The organism is Aeromonas sp. S41-2, assembly GCF_027705845.1.
GTDB lineage: Bacteria > Pseudomonadota > Gammaproteobacteria > Enterobacterales > Aeromonadaceae > Aeromonas > Aeromonas hydrophila.
In genome coordinates this window covers 1-22394 of the sequence record NZ_JAPDCG010000002.1, presented here as the reverse complement: position 1 = coordinate 22394, position 22394 = coordinate 1, and the positions used below count along the sequence as shown (strand labels likewise).

At 63.1% G+C, this 22394-nt stretch carries 19 protein-coding genes; 10 read left to right on the top strand and 9 right to left on the bottom strand.

Going from position 1 to position 22394, the window contains the following annotated elements; translation table 11 throughout:
- Nucleotides 1-50: 50 nt before the first annotated feature.
- On the bottom strand, nucleotides 51-1214 hold the full coding sequence (locus tag OKC44_RS04650) for a vWA domain-containing protein (RefSeq protein ID WP_270811353.1): 1164 nt from the start codon (nucleotides 1212-1214) through the stop codon (nucleotides 51-53).
- Nucleotides 1215-1217: 3 nt separating this feature from the next.
- On the bottom strand, nucleotides 1218-2060 hold the full coding sequence (locus OKC44_RS04645) for an AAA family ATPase (protein ID WP_270811351.1): 843 nt from the start codon (nucleotides 2058-2060) through the stop codon (nucleotides 1218-1220).
- Nucleotides 2061-2227: 167 nt separating this feature from the next.
- On the opposite strand from OKC44_RS04645, the gene cysK reads away from it, so the two are divergent.
- The 4 genes from cysK to crr all read left to right on the top strand — a co-directional run bounded on the left by cysK (nucleotide 2228) and on the right by crr (nucleotide 6221).
- Entirely contained in the window at nucleotides 2228-3196 is a 969-nt protein-coding gene (cysK, locus tag OKC44_RS04640; RefSeq protein ID WP_270811349.1) for a cysteine synthase A, read from the top strand.
- A gap of 442 nt (nucleotides 3197-3638) precedes the next feature.
- Nucleotides 3639-3896, top strand: coding sequence for an HPr family phosphocarrier protein (locus OKC44_RS04635; RefSeq protein ID WP_005303128.1), 258 nt, complete (start codon nucleotides 3639-3641; stop codon nucleotides 3894-3896).
- Between the two features lie 44 nt (nucleotides 3897-3940).
- Nucleotides 3941-5668: a phosphoenolpyruvate-protein phosphotransferase PtsI gene (gene ptsI, locus OKC44_RS04630; protein WP_011706834.1), complete on the top strand. Its 1728-nt coding sequence runs from the start codon at nucleotides 3941-3943 to the stop codon at nucleotides 5666-5668.
- A 43-nt stretch (nucleotides 5669-5711) separates the two neighbouring features.
- Nucleotides 5712-6221 (top strand): PTS glucose transporter subunit IIA, encoded by a 510-nt coding sequence (gene crr, locus OKC44_RS04625; protein WP_005303134.1) that lies wholly within the window; start codon nucleotides 5712-5714, stop codon nucleotides 6219-6221.
- Between the two features lie 78 nt (nucleotides 6222-6299).
- On the opposite strand, the gene OKC44_RS04620 is transcribed toward crr, so the two are convergent.
- On the bottom strand, nucleotides 6300-7262 hold the full coding sequence (locus OKC44_RS04620) for a sensor domain-containing diguanylate cyclase (protein WP_270811347.1): 963 nt from the start codon (nucleotides 7260-7262) through the stop codon (nucleotides 6300-6302).
- 61 nt (nucleotides 7263-7323) lie between these two features.
- On the bottom strand, nucleotides 7324-8142 hold the full coding sequence (locus tag OKC44_RS04615; protein WP_201974596.1) for an ABC transporter substrate-binding protein: 819 nt from the start codon (nucleotides 8140-8142) through the stop codon (nucleotides 7324-7326).
- 219 nt (nucleotides 8143-8361) lie between these two features.
- Here OKC44_RS04615 and OKC44_RS04610 point away from each other — a divergent pair, with 219 nt between their 5' ends.
- Nucleotides 8362-8907 (top strand): cytochrome b, encoded by a 546-nt coding sequence (locus OKC44_RS04610; RefSeq protein ID WP_024943670.1) that lies wholly within the window; start codon nucleotides 8362-8364, stop codon nucleotides 8905-8907.
- 81 nt (nucleotides 8908-8988) lie between these two features.
- Here OKC44_RS04610 and OKC44_RS04605 read toward each other — a convergent pair whose 3' ends face one another.
- The 4 genes from OKC44_RS04605 to OKC44_RS04590 all read right to left on the bottom strand — a co-directional run bounded on the left by OKC44_RS04605 (nucleotide 8989) and on the right by OKC44_RS04590 (nucleotide 14671).
- Nucleotides 8989-12744, bottom strand: coding sequence for an AAA family ATPase (locus OKC44_RS04605; RefSeq protein WP_270811342.1), 3756 nt, complete (start codon nucleotides 12742-12744; stop codon nucleotides 8989-8991).
- Nucleotides 12741-12923 (bottom strand): exonuclease SbcC, encoded by a 183-nt coding sequence (locus OKC44_RS04600; RefSeq protein ID WP_102988257.1) that lies wholly within the window; start codon nucleotides 12921-12923, stop codon nucleotides 12741-12743. Before OKC44_RS04600 ends, OKC44_RS04605 begins: the two co-directional genes overlap by 4 nt.
- The gene (locus OKC44_RS04595) at nucleotides 12920-14146 is read right to left on the bottom strand and encodes an exonuclease SbcCD subunit D C-terminal domain-containing protein (protein WP_270811336.1); all 1227 of its coding nucleotides are present in this window, start codon (nucleotides 14144-14146) and stop codon (nucleotides 12920-12922) included. Before OKC44_RS04595 ends, OKC44_RS04600 begins: the two co-directional genes overlap by 4 nt.
- A 96-nt stretch (nucleotides 14147-14242) precedes the next feature.
- Nucleotides 14243-14671: a GNAT family N-acetyltransferase gene (locus OKC44_RS04590; RefSeq protein ID WP_011706840.1), complete on the bottom strand. Its 429-nt coding sequence runs from the start codon at nucleotides 14669-14671 to the stop codon at nucleotides 14243-14245.
- 180 nt (nucleotides 14672-14851) lie between these two features.
- Here OKC44_RS04590 and rdgC point away from each other — a divergent pair, with 180 nt between their 5' ends.
- The 4 genes from rdgC (at nucleotide 14852) to OKC44_RS04570 (ending at nucleotide 21333) form a co-directional block, all read left to right on the top strand.
- Nucleotides 14852-15763 carry a recombination-associated protein RdgC gene (gene rdgC, locus OKC44_RS04585; protein ID WP_011706841.1) on the top strand — a complete coding sequence of 304 codons (912 nt, stop codon included), beginning with the start codon at nucleotides 14852-14854 and terminating at the stop codon, nucleotides 15761-15763.
- A 179-nt stretch (nucleotides 15764-15942) separates the two neighbouring features.
- Nucleotides 15943-17721 (top strand): gamma-glutamyltransferase, encoded by a 1779-nt coding sequence (ggt, locus tag OKC44_RS04580; RefSeq protein WP_270811335.1) that lies wholly within the window; start codon nucleotides 15943-15945, stop codon nucleotides 17719-17721.
- A gap of 386 nt (nucleotides 17722-18107) precedes the next feature.
- Nucleotides 18108-19751: a YbaL family putative K(+) efflux transporter gene (ybaL, locus tag OKC44_RS04575; protein ID WP_017409102.1), complete on the top strand. Its 1644-nt coding sequence runs from the start codon at nucleotides 18108-18110 to the stop codon at nucleotides 19749-19751.
- Nucleotides 19752-20151: 400 nt separating this feature from the next.
- The gene (locus tag OKC44_RS04570; protein ID WP_270811334.1) at nucleotides 20152-21333 is read left to right on the top strand and encodes a M28 family metallopeptidase; all 1182 of its coding nucleotides are present in this window, start codon (nucleotides 20152-20154) and stop codon (nucleotides 21331-21333) included.
- A 74-nt stretch (nucleotides 21334-21407) separates the two neighbouring features.
- On the opposite strand, the gene OKC44_RS04565 is transcribed toward OKC44_RS04570, so the two are convergent.
- The gene (locus OKC44_RS04565) at nucleotides 21408-21620 is read right to left on the bottom strand and encodes a hypothetical protein (protein ID WP_270811332.1); all 213 of its coding nucleotides are present in this window, start codon (nucleotides 21618-21620) and stop codon (nucleotides 21408-21410) included.
- Between the two features lie 304 nt (nucleotides 21621-21924).
- On the opposite strand from OKC44_RS04565, the gene OKC44_RS04560 reads away from it, so the two are divergent.
- A partial coding sequence (locus OKC44_RS04560; protein WP_270811330.1) for a pyruvate kinase occupies nucleotides 21925-22394 on the top strand: 470 nt, incomplete at its 3' end.

The following is a 22394-nucleotide window of genomic DNA, read 5'->3' as shown; positions in this document are numbered from 1 at the left end:
CTCCTCGCCGGGTTCGCTCCCGGCTTGTTGGTCTGTTCGGGTAGAGAGGGTCACAGCTGGTCGATGGCCGCAGCCAGACCTGCCAGGGTCAGCGGGTGCATGCGCCCGCCGACCAATTCGTTCATCAGCTTGATGGAGGGGTGCCAGAGCCACTCCCGGCGCGGGGTGGGGTTGATCCACACCAGCTTGGGAAAGTGCTGCTGCAGGCGGGCCAGCCACACCTGGCCGGCCTCCTCGTTCCAATACTCGACGCTGCCGCCCGGCCAGGTGATCTCATAGGGGCCCATGGTGGCATCCCCCACCAGGATCACCTTGTAGTCGCTGCCGTAGGTGCGCAGCAGGCGCAGGGTATCGAAGCGCGCCTCGTGCCGGCGGGCGTTGTCCTGCCAGACGAAGTCGTAGAGACAGTTGTGAAAATAGAAGTACTCCAGATGCTTGAACTCGTGGCGCAGGGCCGAGAAGAGGCGCTGCACCTCGGCCACATGGGCATCCATGGATCCCCCCACGTCGAAGAAGACCAGCAGCTTGACCCCGTTGTGGCGCTCGGGTCTGAGCTTCACATCGAGCCAGCCCTGCCTTGCCGTGCTCTGGATGGTGTCGTCGAGATCCAGCTCGTCGGGGCTGCCCTTGCGCACCCAGCGCCTGAGCTTGCGCAGCGCCAGCTGGATGGCCCGTTGCCCCAGCGGGGAATCATCGCTGAAGTTGCGATAGTGGCGCGCCTCCCACACCTTGACCGCCTTGCCATGCTGGCCCTCTCCCCCCATGCGCACTCCTTCCGGGTGAAAACCGCCGTGGCCAAACGGGCTGCTGCCACCGGTCCCCACCCACTTGTTGCCGCCGGCGTGGCGCTCTTTCTGCTCGCTTAACCGCTGGTTGAGGGTCGCCAACAGCTGGTCGAGCCCGCCGAGGGATTGCAGCAGGGCTTTTTCCTCAGCGCTCAATAGCCGCTCGAACTCCTGGCGCAGCCACTCCTCGGGCAGGCTCTCCGGCAACAGGGGGATGGCGGCCAACCCCTCGTAATACTCGGCGAAGGCGCGATCGAAGCGATCATAGTGGGCCTCGTCTTTCACCAGCAGGCAGCGGGAGAGCTGGTAGAACTCATCCATGTCGAGGCTGGCCAGCCGGGCTGCCAGCGCCGCGTGCAAGTCCAGCAGTTCGCGCAGACTGCAGGGGAGCTTGTGGCGGCGCAGGTGGGTAAAGAAGTCGATCAGCATCAGTCAGCTGCCACGTCTGGCCAGAAAGGCGAGCTTCTCAAACAGATGCAGGTCCTGCTCGGTCTTGAGCAGGGCGCCGTAGAGGGCAGGCACCAGCTTGCCGGGCTCGCGGGCACGCATCGCCTCGGGGGCGATGTCATCGGCCAACAGCAGCCGGATCCAGTCCAGCAGCTCCGAGGTGGACGGCTTCTTGCGCAGCCCCTCGACCTCGCGCAGCTCGAAGAAGAGATCCATCGCCTCGCCGAGCAGGCTCTCCTTGAGGTCAGGGTAGTGGAGCTTGACGATGGCCTGCATCTCGGCCTTGTCGGGGAAGCGGATGTAGTGGAAGAAGCAGCGGCGCAGGAAGGCGTCCGGCAGCTCCTTCTCGTTGTTGGAGGTGATGATGACCACCGGCCGCTGGCGTGCCTTGACTCGCTCGCCGGTCTCGTAGACGTCGAACTCCATCCGATCGAGCTCCTGCAGCAGATCGTTGGGGAATTCGATGTCGGCCTTGTCGATCTCGTCGATCAGCAGCACCGGTCGCTGCTCGGCGCTGAAGGCCTGCCACAGTTTGCCCCGGCGGATGTAGTGGCTGATCTCCCCCACCCTGGGGTCGCCGAGCTGGGAGTCGCGCAGCCTGGCTACCGCATCGTACTCATAGAGCCCCTGCTGGGCCTTGGTGGTGGATTTGATGTGCCAGGCAATCAGCTCGGTGCCCAGATGGCGGGCCACCGCTTCGGCCAGCTCGGTCTTGCCTGTGCCAGGTTCCCCTTTGATAAGCAAGGGTTTTTCCAGCACGATGGCGGCATTGACCGCCATCTTGAGCGATTCAGAGGCGAGATAGCGATCGCTTCCTGCAAATCCCATAACGTCCATTCCTTTGACGATGAGAGACCTTTTTGAGATCGAGGCCTCAATAAGAAAGAATAAGCTCTATATCTTGTAATAACATATTGTTATAACAAATCGTCACTTCTCATTCAGAAACCACAGGGTAATCTTGTTTCATCGCCGTAACAAACAGGGATAGCACCATGAGCAAAATTTTTGAGGACAACAGCCAGACCATAGGTCACACCCCGCTGGTTCGTCTCAACCGTGTTACCAAGGGCCGCGTGCTGGCCAAGATTGAGAGCCGTAACCCGAGCTTCAGCGTCAAGTGCCGTATCGGCGCCAACCTGATCTGGGATGCCGAGAAACGCGGCATCCTGACCAAGGGCAAGGAGATCATCGAGCCCACCAGCGGCAACACGGGTATTGCTCTGGCCTTCGTGGCCGCCGCCCGTGGCTATCCCATCACATTGACCATGCCGGCCACCATGAGCCTGGAGCGCCGCAAGCTGCTCAAGGCACTCGGCGCCAACCTGGTGCTGACCGAAGGGCCGCTCGGCATGAAGGGCGCCATTGCCAAGGCCAACGAGATCCTCGAATCCGAGCCGGGCAAATACGTGCTGCTGCAACAGTTTGAAAACCCCGCCAACCCGGAAATCCACGAGAAGACCACTGGCCCCGAGATCTGGGATGCCACCGATGGTCAGGTGGATGTGTTCGTGGCTGGCGTCGGCACCGGCGGCACCATCACGGGTGTCTCCCGCTACCTGAAACAGACCAAGGGCAAGGCGGTGGTCTCCGTCGCCGTCGAGCCGAGCGAATCGCCGGTGATCAGCCAGCGTCTGGCCGGCCTTGAAATCAAACCGGGCCCCCACAAGATCCAGGGTATCGGTGCCGGTTTCATCCCGGGCAACCTGGACCTCACCCTGCTGGACCGCGTCGAGCAGGTGAACAGCGATGACGCCATCGAGATGGCTCGCCGCCTGATGGAAGAGGAAGGGATCCTGGCCGGGATCAGCTCAGGCGCCGCCGTAGTGGCCGCAGCCCGCCTCGCCGAGCTGCCGGAGTTTGCCGACAAGACCATCGTCGTCATTCTGCCGAGCGCTGCCGAGCGTTACCTCTCCAGCGCCCTGTTTGCCGGGGTATTCAGCGAGCAGGAACTGCAGCAATAAGTGATCGGATTATTTCAAAACAACGGCGCTCCCAGGAGCGCCGTTTCTTTATGAGCTAGACTGAGCACTTGGCAGCGCCAGTCGACCCCTTATTTTTCGGGGTAAAATAACAAGCAACCCAGCGACAAAAAAAGCAGACATTCTGTGATAAATCTCATATCCTGTGCCGCGTCACGAGGTGTTTGCCGACTAGGTATCACAAAGTAACAAAGTGTTATTTTTCGTTATAAAATAATTTCAAGCCAGCATTGACGCGGCTTGTAGAGCGATAACGGAAAAGAGTTGAGGCAGACACCGAATACTGCACAGAAAATTGACCTGGATTAAACCATTGCAGGTCTGATTTCGTTACTTTACAACATATCCATACTGACACGGTGCGAGAAGGAAGCGTCAAAAGCATCCCTCACACCAAAAAATATCAATAATATGGGGTGAAACCATGTACGAGAAGTCTGTTGTTATTACTGCTGAAAACGGCCTGCACACCCGTCCGGCAGCTCAGTTCGTGAAAGAAGCCAAAGAATTCCAAAGCGAGATCACTGTGGTCTCCGGTGGCAAATCCGCCAGCGCCAAGAGCCTGTTCAAGCTGCAGACCCTGGGCCTGACCAAAGGCACCAACGTGACCATCCAGGCCGACGGCCCGGACGCTCAGAAAGCCGTTGAGAAGCTGGTTGCCCTGATGGACGAGCTGGAGTAATCCAGCTTTATTCCTCCCCCACAGTCGTTTTAATAGGAAGGATTATGATATCTGGCATTCTTGCGTCCCCCGGTATCGCATTCGGCAAGGCGCTTCTTCTGAAAGAAGATGAAATCGTTATCAATCAGGGCAAAATCGCTGCCGAACAGATTGATGCCGAAATCAACCGCTTCCTCGAAGCCCGCACCAAGTCAGCCGCACAGCTGGAAGCCATCAAAGAGATGGCCGGTCGCACCTTCGGTGAAGAAAAAGAGGCCATCTTCGAAGGCCACATCATGCTGCTCGAAGATGAAGAGCTGGAAGGGGATATCAGATCCTTCATCAAAGACAACAAGGCCACCGCTGACAAGGCCATCTACGAGGTCATCGAGCAGTACGCGAAGATGATGGCCGAGCTGGATGACCCCTATCTGCGCGAGCGCGCCACCGACTTCCGTGACATCGGTACCCGTCTGGTCAAGAACGTACTGGGCATCGCCGTTGTCAACCTGAGCACCATCGACGAAGAGGTGATCCTGGTCGCCAAAGACCTGACCCCGTCCGAAACCGCTCAGATCAACCTGAAATACGTGCTGGGTTTCGTCACCGACATCGGTGGCCGTACTTCCCACACCTCCATCATGGCCCGCTCCCTGGAGCTGCCGGCCATCGTGGGCACCAACGACATCACCGAGCGCGTCAAGAATGGTGACGTGCTGGTGCTGGACGCGATCAACAACCAGATCATCATCAATCCGACTGCCGAACAGCTGAACGAAGCCAAGCAATTCCAGGCCCAGTTCCAGGCCGAGAAAGATGAACTGGCCAAGCTCAAAGATCTGCCTGCCATCACCCTGGATGGCCATCAGGTCGAAGTGTGCGCCAACATCGGTACCGTCAAGGATACCGAAGGTGCCATCCGCAACGGCGCCGAGGGCGTGGGTCTGTACCGTACCGAGTTCCTGTTCATGGACCGTGACGCGCTGCCGACCGAAGACGAGCAGTTCAAAGCCTACAAAGAAGTGGCCGAAGCGATGCCGGATCAGCCGATCATCGTGCGCACCATGGACATCGGCGGCGACAAAGAACTGCCTTACATGAATTTCCCGAAAGAGATGAACCCCTTCCTGGGCTGGCGTGCCGTGCGGATCTTCTTCGATCGCGCCGACATCATGCACGCCCAGCTGCGGGCCATCCTGCGTGCGTCTGCCTTCGGCAAACTGCGCATCATGTTCCCGATGATCATCTCTGTCGAAGAGTTCCGCAGCCTGAAGGCTACCGTAGAGACGCTGAAAGCCGAACTGCGTGCCGAAGGCAAAGCCTTTGATGAATCCATCGAAGTGGGTATCATGATCGAGACCCCGGCCGCTGCCGTGATGGCTCATCATCTGGCCAAGGAAGTGGATTTCTTCAGTATCGGTACCAACGACCTGACCCAGTACACCCTGGCTGTCGACCGTGGTAACGAGATGATTTCCGCCATGTACAACCCGCTGTCACCCTCCGTCCTGACGCTGATCAAGATGGTTATCGACGCATCCCACGCCGAAGGCAAGTGGACCGGTATGTGTGGTGAACTGGCTGGTGACGAGCGTGCCACCCTGCTGCTGCTGGGTATGGGTCTGGATGAGTTCTCCATGAGCGCCATCTCTGTACCGCGTATCAAGAAGCTTATCCGCAACACCAACTTCGAAGATGTGAAGGCCATGGCTGATCAAGCGCTGAGCTTTGCCACCGCCGCCGAAATCGAAGCCTGTGTAGATAACTTTATTAAGCAGAAGGCAGTCTGCTAAGATCGGCTGCAAACAGCGACAATCATCTCTAGGAGCTTTTACTATGGGTCTGTTTGATAAACTGAAGAAACTGGTTTCCGATGACAGTTCTGATACCGGCGGCATCGAAATTTTTGCCCCCCTGTCAGGCGAAATCGTACCGATCGAAGATGTGCCCGACGTAGTCTTCGCCGAGAAGATCGTCGGCGACGGCATCGCCATCAAGCCGGCTGGCAACAAGATGGTTGCTCCGTGCGACGGCACCATCGGCAAGATCTTCGAGACCAACCATGCGTTCTCGCTGGAATCCGACTCTGGTATCGAGCTGTTCGTTCACTTCGGTATCGACACCGTTGAACTGAAAGGCGAAGGCTTCAAGCGCATCGCCCAGGAAGGTCAACAGGTCAAGCGCGGTGACACCATCATCGAGTTCGATCTGGCCGTTCTGGAAGCCAAAGCCAAATCTACCCTGACTCCGGTGGTCATCTCCAACATGGACGAGATCAAAGAGCTGGTGAAGATGACGGGTGCCGTGACCGTGGGCGAGACCCCGGTGATCCGCATCAAGAAATAATGCCGCATGGGCCCAGCGCCCATCGCTGCAACAAAAAACCGAAGCCCAGGCTTCGGTTTTTTTATGGGCGTTTTCCGGCTAGGGCCTGCCAAATACCACCCGGTTGCGGCCGTTGGTCTTGGCCTGATAGAGCGCCTTGTCCGCCACTTGCAGCAGGCTGTCGCTACTATGGCCATCGCCTCGGGTGGCACAACCCAGACTCATCGTCAGGGAAAAACTCTGCCCCTCCCACGCGACCACATGGTCGACAAACTGCCGGCGCAACTGCTCGGCTCGCTCGACCACCTGTTCGGCATCCACCCCTGGCAGGATCAACAAAAACTCCTCCCCACCCCAGCGGGCCAGATGCTCTGCGGGCTGCAGCTGACGCGTCATGATGCGGGCCACCTCGCACAACGCCGCATCCCCGGCGGGATGGCCGTAGCGATCATTGATCTGCTTGAAGTGGTCGATATCGCACAAGATCACCGAGAAGGGCTCCCCCTGCAGCCAGAGCGCCTGCAACTGCTGCCCGGCGGCACGCCGGTTGCCGAGCTCGGTCAGCGGATCGGTGCAGGAGAGCCGGCTCACCTCCTCTATCATGCAGTGCAGGTCGTGGATGTCGCGCAACGTCACTATGTGCCAGCCCGGCATGGCATCCGCCGTCAGCTGGGCCGTGATGGTAAACCAGCGCTGCTGGCCGCTCTTGCAGTAGAGACAGGCGTTCATCTCGGCCACCGCCGCGCCGTTGGCCAGGCTGGTCATCACCGCCTGGTTCCAGCGCTCAATCGCCTGGGCCCTGCTCTCTTCATCGCGATAGACGGTGGCAAACCAGCTGGCCATGTCGGGCAGATCCGTCAGGTCGTAGCCCAGCTGAGTCACGAAGGCCCGGTTCACGAACCTGTGATGGCGGGCCGGGATCTCCGACAGTCGGGTGGGTATGCTGCCCAGCGTCTCGCTGCAGGCGGATTCCGATATCAGGATCGGAAACGGGATCACGTCGAAGGAGCGAAACAGGATCTGCTGCAGCTCGGTCAGGATCACAGGATCGGTGATGTTCAAGGTAACTCCTTTACCAAGGTACCGTTCCAAGGTAAGTGAGCGCTGATCGCGGGTAAAGCGCTCATTGCGCGGCTCTGACCGCCTTGGTCGCAGCATTTTCTCCCGGTTGCCACTCCTGATAGGGACCGTGAATGCCGGAGTAGATCTTGTCGAGCTGACCGGAGGCCCTGAGCCGCTCGATGGACTGGGTCAGGAAGCGGTCGACCGCATCCCCTTTCGGCCCCTTGGGGATGATGAACACATCGTCGAACTCACCGAAATAGACCCGGTGGATATTGGTCAGCCCCATCTTGCGCAGGGTGAAATCCGCCTCCTCCTGCGCCCACAGAAAGGCATCGATGCGACCCCGGCTCAACTTGCCGAGGGATTGCTCGAGCGAGAGGGAGCGCTTGACCGAGAAGGGCCAAAAGTCGGTCACCCCCTCGATGAGCAGATCCCGCTTGGTGTACTCGTAGCCCAGCACCATGGCGGGAGTAATGGGCGCCGCACTGTTGCTGTAGAGCACATGAGTCACCTTGCCAAAGGTCGCCGAGCTGAAGCGATAGGGCAGCATGGACTCATCGATGTAGGGGTTGCGCAGCGCCGGCAGGTTGAAGTCCGCCTCCCCCACCACCACGCTGCGGGTGGCACGGGACATGGGGTAGACCATCACGCTCACCTCCACCCCGTCATCCAGCCCGGCGATGGCCTTGACCAGGTCGACGAAGGGACCGGTGCCGTTGGAATCGATGAGCCCCGGCAACAAACCAAGATAGGCTGAAAAATGAGTCGGTCGGCCAGGTTCTGCCGCAGCCAGCCGCTCCTCGTCAACCCCCGTCATCCCCAACAGCATGGCGAGCAGCATCAAGCCTGCCAGCACGCCCACTCTCAGATGCTTCATGATGCAACCCCTCACCACCCTGGCCGGCATGGCCCTGTTGATCAGAAGCATAGACTCGGCACAGAGCGTGTCGGGCGAGTTGCAAATAAGATGTTAAAAAACACACCGAGATCAAGGTTTTGACACATCTGCGCGGTAACATGAAAAGGAATGGTACGGGGGCAGGATGCCCGATGCGACCACCCTTGATGCAATGCGAGCCCCGAGAAGGATATGAGCATGTTGAAAAATACCGAACAACGTTATGGCAGCCTGAGCATAGGGCTGCACTGGTTGACCCTGCTGCTGATGATCGCCGTCTATGCGCTGATGGAGTTCAGGGACATCTTCCCCAAAGGGTCGGCTGGTCGCGACCTGATGAAAGAGTTTCACTTCATGGTGGGCCTGCTGATCCTGGCGCTGGTGGTCGTGCGCCTGCTGGTGCGCGTGGGTAGCCCCTCACCGCGCATCGTGCCCGAGCTCTCACCCCTGATGCTCACGCTGGCCAAGCTCGCCCACCTGGCACTCTATGGCTTCCTGATCCTCACCCCGTTGCTGGGCTGGCTGCTGCTGAGCGCGGGCGGCAAGCCCATCCCCTTCTTCGGCCTGGAACTCCCCGCCCTCATCGCCCCCGATGACGGCATGAAGGGCACCATCAAGGAGCTGCACGAGACGCTGGCCAACATTGGCTATGCGCTGATTGCCCTGCACGCAGCCGCAGCCATCTACCACCACCATGTGCTCAAGGACAACACCCTGACCAATATGCTGCCCGAGCGCAAATAACCGAGAATGGGTTGCACAACAACGAGAAGGCCCCTTTGACAGGGGCCTTCTCGTTCATGGATGGTGAGGGATGACACACCGTCAGCCGGGCAACACCACCCGGCTTTCACCTCCGCCGAGGGCCTCCACCCGCACCTGCACGCCGATCCGCTCCACCAGGGTCTGCACGTGGGAGATGACCCCGATCTGGCGGCCGGCCGCCTGCAGGGAATCAAGGCTGGAGAGCGCCAGATCCAGGCTGTCGGGATCCAGGGTGCCGAAGCCCTCGTCGATAAACAGCGATTCGACCTGGGTCTGGCGCGACGACAGGCTGGAGAGGGCCAGCGCCAGCGCCAGCGATACCAGGAAGCTTTCACCGCCGGAGAGGGAATCCACCGAGCGCACCTCGTCCCCCATGTCGAGATCCACCACCTGCAGCGCCAGATCGGTGCCGGGCACCCGCTCCAGTCGATAGCGGGGGGAGAGCTCGGCGAGCTGGGCGTTGGCCTCCAGCAGCAACCGCTCCAGGGTGAGGCTCTGGGCGAAGGTACGCAGCTTGGCGCCGCTGGCCGAACCGATGAGGTCGGAGAGCCGCTGCCAGTGATCCGCCACCGCCTGCTGGGCGGCCAGCTCCTCCTGCAAAGAACCCGCCTTGAGGGCCGCCGCCTCGGCCTGGGCCAGTGTGCTCTTGCACTTGAACAGCTGCTCGTCGAGGGCGCGGCAGTGCGCCTCCAGCGCCGTCAGCCGGCTGGCGAGTTCCGGCGGCGCCAACGCGGCCAGCTCGGGGTGATGCTCGCGGTAACGATCCCGCTTGCTCTCCTCCAGCGCCAGCGCCCGCTGCCGCTCGGTCAAGCGGGTACGCGCCTCGGCGCGGGCATCCTCCAGCGCCTGCAAGGCGGCGCGGCGCGCCTTGAGCTCATCCGGGCTCATGGCCAGCAAGCGGCGCAGGTCATATTCGGCGATACCGAGGCTGCTGGCGTGGGCAGCCCAGCGCCCCAGCACCTCCCGCCGCCGCCGACTGCTCACCTGCTTCTCCTGCTCCAGATGGCTGAGACGGGTCTTGAGCTCGGTATGGCGCTCGCGCAGGGCGCGGGCCGCCCCCTGCATCGTCTCCAGCTCGCTGGCCAGCTGCTGCAGCCGCTGCTGCCAGCGGCTCTCGACCAGGGCAATCTCCTCGCCCCCCAGACAGGTGGCACGGCTGGTGACCAGCCCCTGCCGTTGCTGTTCATGCTCCTTGTAGTCACGCTCGAGCTTGTGCAGCAGCTCGCGCTGGGTCTGCAGGCGCGCCTCCTGGGCGCTCAGGGCCGGGGTGAGGCTGGCAATCTCGCCGGTTAGCCGCTCCCACTCGCTCTGACCGTGCAGCCAGGCCTCGCAGGCCCGCTGCCACTCATGCCACTGCTGGCTACCCAGCCACTGACGCCAGGGCTGGCCTCCCATCTGCTCGTCGAGCCGGCTGCCCCCCTGCTCAAGGCGCTGGCGCAGGGTCGTTTCCTGCTCGCCCATCGCCTTCACCTCCCCTTCCAGGGCGATGCGCTGGCGGTCGGCCTCCTGCCACTGCTGCTCGAACTGCTGGTGCTGGCTGGCCAGCTGGCTCAGCTGCTGGCGCACGGCCTGCAACTGCTCCTGACCGAGCTGGGCCTCGCGCAGTTGCTGCTGGCTGCGGGCCAGCCCCTGCTCCAGGCTCTGGCCGCGGCCGAGCAGGGTACTCATCAGTTCGTTCCACTCGATTGGGCTCTGACGTAGCGGCAACGGATGGCCCAGCAGTTCGGCACCGCCCAGCTGTTGCCAGCGCTGGGTCAGCTGCTCGGCGCGCGTCTCCAGTTCAGGCAGATGTTGCTGGCGCACCGCCAGCTGACGGGCCAGCTCCTGGCGCTCGCTCTCGCACTGAATGTATTGGTGATTGAGTCGCTCCCACTCGAGCTCCAGGCTGCGGACGCGCTCCGCCAGCTGCCCCAGAATGCCCGCCACCTGTGGCTGGCTCTGGTGATAGGGGTGCTCCTCGGCGCCGCAGAGCGGGCAAGGTTCACCGTCGCGCAGGATGTGGCGATGCTGCTCGAAACTGGCGATGGCGCGGGACTGCTCCAGCGCGTGGCGTGCCTCGTCCCGTTGCAGGGCGAGCCGCTCGCGGGCCGGCGTCAGCTCGTCGCCGAGAATGGCCAGCTTGCCGAGCGCCTGCTCCAGCTGGGCGATCTCCTGCTGCAGGCGACCATGCTGCTCGCCGTGATTACGGCCATAGTCCGCCAGCTCCAGCAGCTGGCGCAGCTGGCCCAGCTGCTCGGTCTGCCCTTGCCACTGCTCCTGCGCCTTGGCCAGACGCCCCTCCCACTGCTGCTCCTGCAGCTCGTGCTGTTGCTGCTGCAGCCGCTCCTGCTCGCGCTGCCAGTAGTCGCGCTCCTGCTGCCCCTGCTCCAGCTGGTGCTGCAACTGCCTGAGGGCGCGCAGCTTGTGTTCGCGCAGGGTGAGCAGTTGCTGCAGCCTGTCGGCATCCTCGGCCCAATCCTGCATGGCGGTGAGCAGGGGTTGCCACTGGCGGGCCACCGGCGCCAGCTCCTTGTGCTCCTCAAGCCAGGCGCCCCACTGCAGGTGCTGAGCCTTGAGCTGTTCCACCTGCTGGCGCTGCTGGCGCCAGCCCTGTTCCAGGGTGAGCTGCACCTCCCGCTCCTGCGCCCCCTCCTGCTGGATCTTCTGCAGTTGCTGCTGCTTTTCCCGAATGCGGGTGTCGAGCTCCTGCGCCCGTTTGAGTTCGGGCTGCAGGGCGCCCCACTCGCGCTCGGCGGCGATCTTCTCCGCCAGCAGTTGCTGTTCGGTGAGGGCGCTCTGCTGGGTCTGCTCCTCCAGCTTGCCAAGTTCAGGGCCAAGCTCGGCCAGCGCCTTCTCCTGCTGCTGCACCTCCAGGGTGAGGCGAGCCAACTCGTCGTGATCGGCGCGGGCCACCTGGGCCTGCTCGGCGCGGGCGAACTCCTCCCGCTCGGGGGCGGCCGCACCGTGGGCCGCCTCGGCCGCGGCAAGGGCCGCCTCTCCCTCCTGACAGGCCTGCAACTGGGCTGCGATGCGGCCGTTGAGATCGCGCAAGTCCTGCATCAGCTGCTGTTGCTGCTGCTCGTGCTTGAGTCTGGTGGCAAGGCTGACCTGCTGGCTCACCCACTGCTCGCGGGTCGTCTCGTCCATCAACGCCACGTCACCGAGCCGCTGGCTGATGGCAGCCAGTTTCTGCTGTTCCTCCCGCGCCCGCTCATGGGTCTGGACCGAAATGGCGGAGTAGAGCTCGGTGCCGGTCATCCGTTCGAGCAGGGCCGAACGCTCGTCGGCGCTCGATTTGAGGAAGGCGGCAAACTCCCCCTGCGGCAGGATGACGGCGCGGCGAAACTGCTCCCAGGAGAGCCCCACCAGCTCGTCGATGCGATCCTGCAGCTCCCGCTTGCTGCCACTGAACACCTGGCCCGACGCCACGTCGGTCAGGCTGCGCTCCTGGGCCTGAAAACGCCCCTCGGCGCGGTTGCGGGCCCGGCGTACCGCCCAGCGGGCCTGCCAGATGCGGCCGTCACAGCCGCGAAACTGCACCTCGGCGAAACCGCTGGCGTGGCCGCGGCTGAGGATGCCGCGCACGTCGTTGGCCTTGAGCTTCTCCTCGTCATCCATGCGGCCCACTTCGGCGACGTTCTTGCGGTTGGCGATAAAGCGCGGCATCTCGTCGTAGAGCGCCAGACAGATGGCATCGAGCAGGGTGCTCTTGCCGGCGCCGGTATTGCCGGTGATGGCAAACAGGCCGGCGGCCCCCAGGGCACCACCGGCAAAGTCGATGGTGAATTGACCGGTCAGGCTGGCGAGGTTCTCACCACTCAAAGAGAGGATCTTCATACGCCACACGCCTCCATCCATACCGACCCGATATCGCGCGTGCTCTTGCCCCCATCAGCCCGGGTATTGCCGGTGATGGCAAACAAGCCGGCGGCCCTCAGGGCGCCACCGGCAAAATCGATGGTAAAGGGGCCAGTCAGGCTGGCCAGATTCTCCCCTGACAGCGACAAGATTTTCATTGGCTAGACTCCTTCACCTGCTCCAGGATCTCTTCAAACGACGCCACCAGCCAGGCCTCCGGCTCCCCGTCGAACTGACGCTGATAGCAGAGGCGAAACACCTCGGTGGGGGAGAGCTCATCGAGCCGGCGCTGGCCGGCACCATCCGCCAGCCCCTGGCCCGAGCCCTGATAACTGGTCGTGATGCGGGCAAGGCGCACCGGCTTGTCGCCGATGGCGGCCAGCACGCGCTCGCGGATGCGGGCCTCGGGTTTGGGCAACAGCAGCCGCACCTCGAGAAAGGGCTGGGCCTGCTGCGGGCAAGCGGGCAGGTCCAGCGCCTCGATGGCCTGGAGCGCCTCGTCGAGACCGCTCTGGGGCAGCCGGATCATCTCCACCGCGCGGGGCACCGGGATCCGCTCAAGGCGGGCCAGCTTGCCCCCCTCAAACGTCACCTCCAGCACCTGATGGTTGTAGTTCGCCTCGGCAAGCGAGAGCGGCAGCGGCGAGCCGCTGTAGTGCACCCCCTCGGCCGGGCTCTGGGCCAGATGCAGGTGACCCAGCGCCGTGTAGTCGGCGGCGGCAAACAGCTCGGCAGGCAGGGCATGCTGGTTGCCACCGAGCACCCGCCGCTCGGAGAGCTCGGAGAGCTGGCCCGCCGCCAGATAGGCGTGGCCCATGGCGATGAGGGCCTGATCCGGATGGCAGCGCGCACGTCCCTCGCTCAGCACCGCCTCATAGACCTGGCGTACCCCTTCGATGAGTCTGTCCTGCCCCTCGCTGAGCCCTTCCGGGCGCAGATCGCTGCTGCGCAGAAACGGCACGGCGGCGCACCAGGCGGCCACCTCGCCATCCTTGCCTCGCAGCGGCACCAACAGACGCTCGGTCTCGAGCCTCCCCTCGTCGTCCCGGCTGATGCTGCCCACCAGATGCAGGTCGAAGGCCCGCAGCAGCTCGTGGGGGGCATCCAGCTTGGAGGGGGAGTCGTGGTTGCCGCCGATCAGCACCATCTCCAGTGCCGGGTGCTCGGCGCGCAGCCGCGCCAGAAAGCGGTAGAGCTGCTGCCAGGCGCTGGCGGGGGGGTTGGCGGTATCGAACAGGTCGCCCGCCACCAGCAGGGCGTCGATGTCGCGGCGCTTGATGGTGTCGGCCAGCCAGTCGAGAAAGGCGTCGTGTTCAAAACGGCGATCGTGGCCATGGAGTTGATGGCCAAGATGCCAGTCGGCGGTATGCAGGATCTTCATGAAAAACGGCTCGTATGGAGGAGGTGTCAGCGGCACCCGATGCAGACAAGATGAGGATATGCCTCCCCTTTTTCAAGCCATGCGCGGCCGGCAGATTCAGGCGGGCTCGCAGCACATCTGGTACTGGGGATGACCGGTAAGGGGATCGGCCACCTCCCCCTCGATCACGAAGCCGTGGCGACGATAAAAGCGCACCGCCAGATCGTTTTCCACGAACACCCGCGCATGCAGTCGGGCCCCCTTGGATTTGGCCTCCTGCAGCAGGGCATGGCCCACCCCCCGCCCCTGGCGGTCGGGGCGCACGAACAGGGCCGCCAGGTAGTCATCCACCAGCGCCATGAAACCGAGCAGCTCACCGCGCTCCTCAAACACCCAGATGCGGGCGTGATCGAGATAGCGGGTGCGCAGATCTTCCTGGGCCTGCCACCAGCAGGAGGCATCGACAAAATCGTGGGCCTGCAGGGAGGCCAGCAACCAGATTTCGACGATCTCGTCCATGTCGTCGGACCGACTCGCCCTCAGCATATTGGTATCCTTGTTAACAACCTGAACATCCGCAGTCTAGGGGAGTTTGATGACGGCTTTGGGGACGAATATGACTCCCTGTGAAGTCGATCGCCCTTTATTTAACAAGAATGATTGGCTGATCACAAAGCGCCTCTCTAGTACAATGCCCGCCGGACAATCTATGAGACCGAGGACGCCATGTGGTTTAAAAACCTGCAGATTTATCGCTTTACCCGCCCCTTCGAGCTGACCGTCGAGCAGCTGGAAACCCAGCTGGAAGCCTGTGCCTTCACCCCGTGCGGCAGCCAGGACATCTCCCGGTTCGGGTGGGTCAAGCCCCTTGGCAAATTCGGCTCCACCCTGACCCACTCCGCCGCCGGCCACATCCTCATCTGTGCCCGCAAGGAAGAGAAGATGCTGCCCGGCACCGTGGTCAAGGAGATGCTGGCGGAGAAGGTAGAAGCGATCGAGTTCGAGCAGGGCCGTGCCCTCAAGAAGAAAGAGAAGGAAGCGCTGAAAGAGGAGATCCTCCACACCTTGCTGCCGCGCGCCTTCAGCCGCACCAGCCAGACCTTCGCCTGGATCAATCCGGCCGATAACCTGATGGTGGTGGACGCAGGCTCCGCCAAGAAGGCGGACGACCTGCTGGCCCTGCTGCGCAAATCCATCGGCACCCTGCCGGTGGTGCCGGTGGCCCTCAAGAACCCGCCCGAGATAACCATGACCGAGTGGCTGAACGAGGGCAACCTGCCCGCCTCCTTCACCCTGGAGGACGAGGCCGAGCTGCGCAGCGCCATGGAGCACGGTGGCATCATCCGCTGCAAGCAGCAGGATCTGATGACGGACGAGATCAAGAACCACCTGGCCAACGACAAGCTGGTCACCAAGCTGGCCCTCAACTGGGGCGAAACCCTGAGCTTCGTGCTGGGGGACGATCTCTCCATCAAGCGCCTGAAATTCAGCGAAGAGCTGCGCGAGCAGAACGATGACGTCACCAGCGAAGATCCGGCCGCCCGTCTGGATGCCGACTTCGCCCTGGTCACCGCCGAGCTGGCCCAGTTCATCCCGGCCCTGTTTGCCGCCCTGGGCGGTGAAGAGCAATCCATCTAAGCAACTTGGCTCAACCTGATTGCAAAAAACCGCCTCCGGGCGGTTTTTTTATGGGCGGGTGCCCGGTATGACTTGTTGATAGATGAGTAACTTGTTGATCTGATTCAACAACTTGAGTCATTAGCGCCAATCGTGACATAGTCGCCCTTCATGCTCATAAAACAGACAAGGAGAGTGTCATGTTGCGCAAACCACTGGGGCTGACCATCGCCCTCGCTCTGCTGGCCGGCTGCGCCGCTCAGCAGAGCGTGCAAACGCCCCCCGCCCACACCCTGATCGCGCCGGAGGCCGCCAGCGGCTGGCAGGACAAGCAGGGATGGCAAGGCCGCGACTTCATGGTGGCCGCAGCCAACCCGCTGGCGGTAGAAGCGGGCTACCAGATGATCCAGGCCGGTGGCAGCGCGGTGGATGCCGCCATCGCGGTGCAGCTGGTGTTGACCCTGGTGGAGCCGCAATCCTCCGGCATCGGTGGCGGCTCCCTCATGCTGGTGTGGGATGGTCTGAAAGTCGCGGCGGTGGATGGCCGCGAGACGGCCCCCGCCGCTGCTACCGATCAGCTGTTCATGAAGGATGGCAAGCCGATGGCCTTCTACGACGGCGTGGTGGGCGGGCGCTCGGTGGGCGCTCCCGGTACGGTGCGGGCGCTGGCGCTGGCCCACCAGCGTTACGGCAAGCTGCCCTGGGCTGCGCTGTTCGAGCCCGCCATCACCCTCGCGGAGCAGGGATTCGTGATAAGCCCGCGGCTGGCCGCGCTGCTGGCCAAGGACCCTTACCTTGCCAAGGACCCGGACGCGCGGGCCTACTTCTATCAGGCCGACGGCAGCCCCAAACCGGCAGGAACCCGACTGACCAACCCGGCGCTGGCCAAGGTGCTGCGAACCCTGGCAAGCCAGGGGCCGGACGCCTTCTATCGCGGCCCGCTGGCCGAGGCCATGGTGGCCAAGGTGCACGCCCACCCGACCAACCCCGGGGTACTGAGCGCGGTCGATCTCGCCAGCTACCGCGCCAAGCTGCGCGACGGCCTCTGCTTTGACTATCGCCAGAGCCGGGTGTGCGGCTTCCCGGCCCCCTCGTCCGGCACCATAGCACTCGGCCAGATCTTCGGCATGCTGGAGAGCCGCGACATGGCGGCCCTCAAACCGGTGCAGGGGGAGCAGGGCCAGCCGGCCGCCTCCGCCGAGGCGATCCACCTCTACAGCGAGGCGGCGCGGCTCGCCTTTGCCGATCGCAACCAGTACGTGGCGGATAGCGACTATGTGGCGGTCCCCGTCAGCGGCCTGCTCGACAAGCACTATCTGGCCCGGCGCGGCGCCCTCATCGGCGAACGTTCCATGGGCCTGGCCAAAGCGGGCACCCCGCCGCTGGCGCCGGCTCGCGGCCAGGATGCCACCCTTGAGCTCCCCTCCACCAGCCACGTCTCCATCGTCGACAGGGCGGGGATGGCGGTCTCCATGACCAGCTCCATCGAAGACGGCTTCGGCTCGCGGCTGATGGTCAACGGCTACCTGCTCAACAACCAGCTCACCGACTTCTCCTTCACCTCGCTGGACGCCGCCGGGCTGCCGGTGGCCAACCGGGTGGAACCGGGCAAGCGGCCGCGCTCCTCCATGTCCCCTCTGCTGGTGTTTGACAAGGACAGCGGCGAGCTGGAGATGAGCCTGGGCTCGCCGGGGGGCTCCGCCATCATCAACTACGTGGGCAAGACGTTGCTCGGCACCCAGGATTGGGGGCTCAACCTGCAGCAGGCCATCAATCTGCCCAACTTCGGCAGCCGCAACGGCCCCACCGAGCTGGAGGCGGATCGCACCCCGGCCGCCGTGGTCGAGGCGCTCAAGGCGAAGGGGCACGAGGTGGTGCTGAGCGAGCAGACCTCGGGCCTGCAGGGCGTGCAGCGCAACGCCGGTGGCTGGCTGGGCGCCGCCGATCCGCGCCGGGAGGGGATCGCCAAGGGCCAGTGAGCTCGGCTGACTCTGCACTCAGTCCCCCACGCAGCGAAGCGGCCAGTCGGCCGCTTTTTTGTGCTCTCCCTCCCCCAATTGTGCTGTGGAAAACCATCATCGATTGATTACTGTTGCCAGTCTGACCGCCAGAGAAGCGTGCTTTCGCCTCAAAACAGCCACTTATACAGTTTTAATCGCAAATTAAGTCTTAAATGTGGATAAATATTGTTTTTCTACCAAAAACGTATTATTTTTCAACAGAAACGGCAACTGTTGTCCCCCAGACACACCCTCTGTGCGTGCGGCCAGCATCTGTCTCTTTCGCCCCCTGCTCATTGACAGCTGCCCTCTTCGCCCGCGCGGTGATCTGGTAGCCCCCTGACTGCCATTAGCGAGGTGACGACATGGACCATTCCCTTCCCCTGATTACCACCCTGGTCGGCGGCTTCGTGCTGGCCTACATCCTCGGCATGTTTGCCCAGCGCCTCAAGATCTCCCCCATGGTGGGTTATCTGGCGGCTGGCGTCATCTCGGGCCCCTTCACCCCAGGTTATGTGGCCGACATGAAGCTGGTGCCCGAGCTGGCGGAGCTGGGGGTGATCCTGCTGATGTTCGGGGTGGGACTGCACTTCTCCTTCCGCGATCTGATGTCGGTGAAGCGGATCGCCATCCCCGGCGCCATCGCCCAGATCGCGGTCGCCACCCTGCTCGGCATGGGGCTCTCCTCCCTGCTGGGCTGGGATCCGGTCGCCGGCCTGATGTTCGGCCTCGCCCTCTCCACCGCCAGTACCGTGGTGCTGCTGCGGGCGCTGGAGAGCCGTCAGAATCTGGAAACCCTGCAGGGGCGCATCGCCATCGGCTGGCTCATCGTCGAGGATCTGGTGATGGTGCTGGCGCTGGTGATGCTGCCGATCATTGCCGACATCCAGTTCGGCGAACAGACCCTGAGCTGGCAGAGCATAGCGCTGGATCTGGGCTGGACCCTCGGCAAGGTGAGCCTGTTCGTGGCGCTGATGATGGTGGTGGGCAGCCGCTTCATCCCCTGGCTGCTGGCCCACACCGCCAGCACCGGCTCGCGCGAGCTGTTCACCCTGGCGGTGCTGACCTGCTCGCTCGGCATCGCCTTCGGCGCGGTCAAGCTGTTTGGCGTCTCCTTCGCCCTCGGCGCCTTCTTCACCGGCATCGTCATGAACCGCTCCGAGCTGAGCCACCGTGCCGCCAACAACACCCTGCCGCTGCAGGACGCCTTCGCCGTGCTGTTCTTCGTCTCGGTGGGCATGCTGTTCAACCCGGCGGTGCTGCTGACCGAGCCGCTGGCGGTGCTGGCCACCCTGTTCATCATCATGTTCGGCAAGTCGGCGGCGGCTTACGCCATCGTGCGGCTGTTCCGCTACAGCCGGCGCACCGCTCTCACCATCTCCGCCAGCCTGGCCCAGATCGGTGAGTTCTCCTTCATCCTCATCGGGCTGGCCATCGTGCTCAAGCTGGTGCCGGAAGGGGCTCGTGACCTGATCCTGGTGGGCGCCAGCCTTTCCATCATGCTCAACCCGCTGGTGTTCAACGCCGTCGAGCGCTACCTGGAGAAACACCCGGACGCCGACAACGCCAAGGTGCTGGCCGAGTGCAAATGCCCGGCGGTGGAGATGAAGGCCCACACCATACTGGTGGGCTATGGCCGGGTCGGCCGCCTGCTGGTGAGCGGCCTGCAGCAGGCCGGGCGCGAGCTGGTGGTGATCGAGCAGGATCCGCACCGGCTGGAGAGCCTGCGCCAGGCCGACATTCCCCACGTCAACGGCAACGTGGCCGATGACGAGGTGCTGTGCCGCGCCGCCATCACCGACGCCAGCTGGCTGCTGGTGGCCATCCCCAACAGCTTCGAGGCCGGCGAGGCCATCGCCCAGGCCAAGCTCATCAACCCGGCGATCCGGGTGATCGCCCGCGCCCACAGCGACGACGAGGTGAGCTTCCTCACCAAGCAGGGGGCGGACAAGGTGATCATGGGCGAGCGGGAGATAGCCCTCGGCATGCTGGCCCAGGCCACCGCATAAACTGCCATCCAGTGAACCTGAGGGGCCTTGGCCCCTCTTTTTCATGCCTCTTTGTCCACCCGCGCTTTGGGGTACCCAGGCCCCTCCCCACCCATGCCCACCGGCGTTTCGCGCCGACATGGCACAATTTGACTCCCGTTGTCAGCCCCCCAGGTCAGGGCTGCGCGCCGCCTCTGCGGCAGGCACGCTGCGCAGCTTCCCCTCGCCAGCACAAAGCTCCAGCGGTTACCCCCAGCGGGGCGCAGTAGACAGCAGATCCTGCAGCGGCCCCCACCGGACGGGGGTAGGGTCGCGCCAGATGGGCAAATTCGCCGGTTTCTCCCTTTGGCTAGACTGGGCCAGTCGTCTTATGACACCCACTTGGCACACATGCCTGCAACTCACACTGGAAGGATCCGCTATGAAACCCTTGTTGACCGCCCTCTTGCTTCCCCTGCTGCCCCTCGCCGTACAGGCCGCCGAACCCGTCTGGATCACGGTCGGTGCCGACAGCGGCGTCGAACTCAAGCAGGTCAAGGCCAAGCTGGCCCCCCTGTTCAGCGCCAGCGGTGCCCCGGTCCAGCTGGCCCAGGTCGAGGCGAGCGAGCTCGGCACCCTCTCCCACCTGATGCACGAAGGGCACCAGCGCTGCGGCGGCTATGTGGTGCACAGCACCTTGGCCGACGCCCTGCAGAGCATGGCCCAGCCCATCAGCCAGAACCTGTTCAGCGCCCCGCCGCTGACCCAGGGGGCCAGCGTCAACCGGCTGCTGCCCTATCTGGATCAGGGCAACATAGTCGGCACCATCAGCCAGCTCGCCAGCTGGCGCAACCGCTACTACACCACCACCACAGGGGTGCAGTCGGCGGACTGGGTGGCCGGCCAGTGGCAGACCCTGAGCACGACCTTGCCCTGGGCCAGCGTCAGCCGGGTCAAGCACAGCGGCTATCCGCAGCAATCCGTGGTGCTGACCCTCAGGGGCAGCCGCTACCCGGACGAAGTGGTGGTGCTCGGCGGTCACCTCGACTCCACCGCGGGCTCGGCCCCCAACAGCCGCACCCTGGCCCCCGGCGCCGATGACGATGCCTCCGGCATCGCCACCCTGACCGAGGTGCTGCGAGTCATCGCCGAGCAGGGCCGCCAGCCGGAGCGCACCCTGCAGTTCATCGGCTATGCGGCAGAAGAGGTGGGGCTGCGCGGCTCCAAGGACATCGCCACCCGCTACAAGGCGGCCAACACCAAGGTGCTGGCGGCACTGCAGCTGGACATGACCAACTACCAGGGCTCGGCGGAAGATATCGTCTTCATGACCGACTACACCGACCAGGGGCTGACCGGCTATCTGGCCCAGCTGCTCGACGCCTATCTGCCCCAGATCCGCTACGGCTATGACAGTTGCGGTTACGGCTGCTCGGATCACGCCTCCTGGCACAATCAGGGCTACCCGGCCGCCATGCCGTTCGAGTCGCGCTTCAACGACTACAACCCCAACATCCACACCGCCCAGGACACCTTGCAGAACTCTGATCCCTCGGCTGCCCACGCCCTCAAGTTCGCCCAGCTGGCCACCAGCTTCGCCATCGAGATGGGCAAGATAAACTGAGCCGCCAAGGCGAGGTGACGCACCCAAAACAAGAGGGAGGCCGAGCCTCCCTCTTTCGTCTCTGCATCTGCCACTCATGGCTGTCGATGCGCCCCGTCAAGCGGGGGATTCGGGTGCGGCCAGCCTTGCTGTGCGCGGGCCGTGGCGGCCTGGGCCTGGTGCATTTCAAGGCGCTCGAACGCGCGCAGCGCGCCATCGCGGGGAGCGGGATCCACCGGCCAGCAGCTGGCGGGCAGCGCCTGCACGCCCAGCAGAGCAACGGACAACAGCAACAGATAAGGGGCCATCTTGCAGCACTCCGGTGGCAGCAGAGTGTCTATTCTTGTCGAGGACCGATGACGGCTTGATGACGGGACGGGATCGTCATTTTACAACATCTGACGAGGCGGGCCGGCGCCGAGATACATATGGCGACATTTATGCCAAATCTGCGCGGACCAGTTAATTTATGCCCTAAAAAGTAGCCAAGAGGAAAACGTTATCCCTGAAAAGAAAACGTTATCTGGTCAAAACGTTGTTTCTGGATCATAAAAAGTATCCAAAAACTGGTGTATATTGCACGGCGGAAACTCCTTAACCATGAAGACTGACATGAAAAAGACCAAAATCGTCTGCACCATCGGTCCCAAGACCGAATCCAAAGAAATGCTGGCCAAGATGCTGGACGCCGGCATGAACGTCATGCGCCTGAACTTCTCCCACGGCGACTACGCCGAGCACGGTGGTCGCATCAGCAACCTGCGCGCTGTCATGGCCGAAACCGGCAAGCACGCAGCCATTCTGCTGGACACCAAGGGTCCGGAAATCCGTACCATCAAGCTGGAAGGCGGCAACGACGTTGCCCTGGTCGCTGGCCAGACCTTCACCTTCACCACCGACCAGACCGTGGTTGGCAACAAAGACAAAGTAGCCGTGACCTATGCCGGTTTCGCCAACGACCTGCGCGTCGGCAACCGCATCCTGGTTGACGATGGCCTGATCGGTCTGGACGTCATCGAGATCACCGAGCGCGAAGTCATCTGTAAAGTACTGAACAACGGCGATCTGGGCGAGAACAAGGG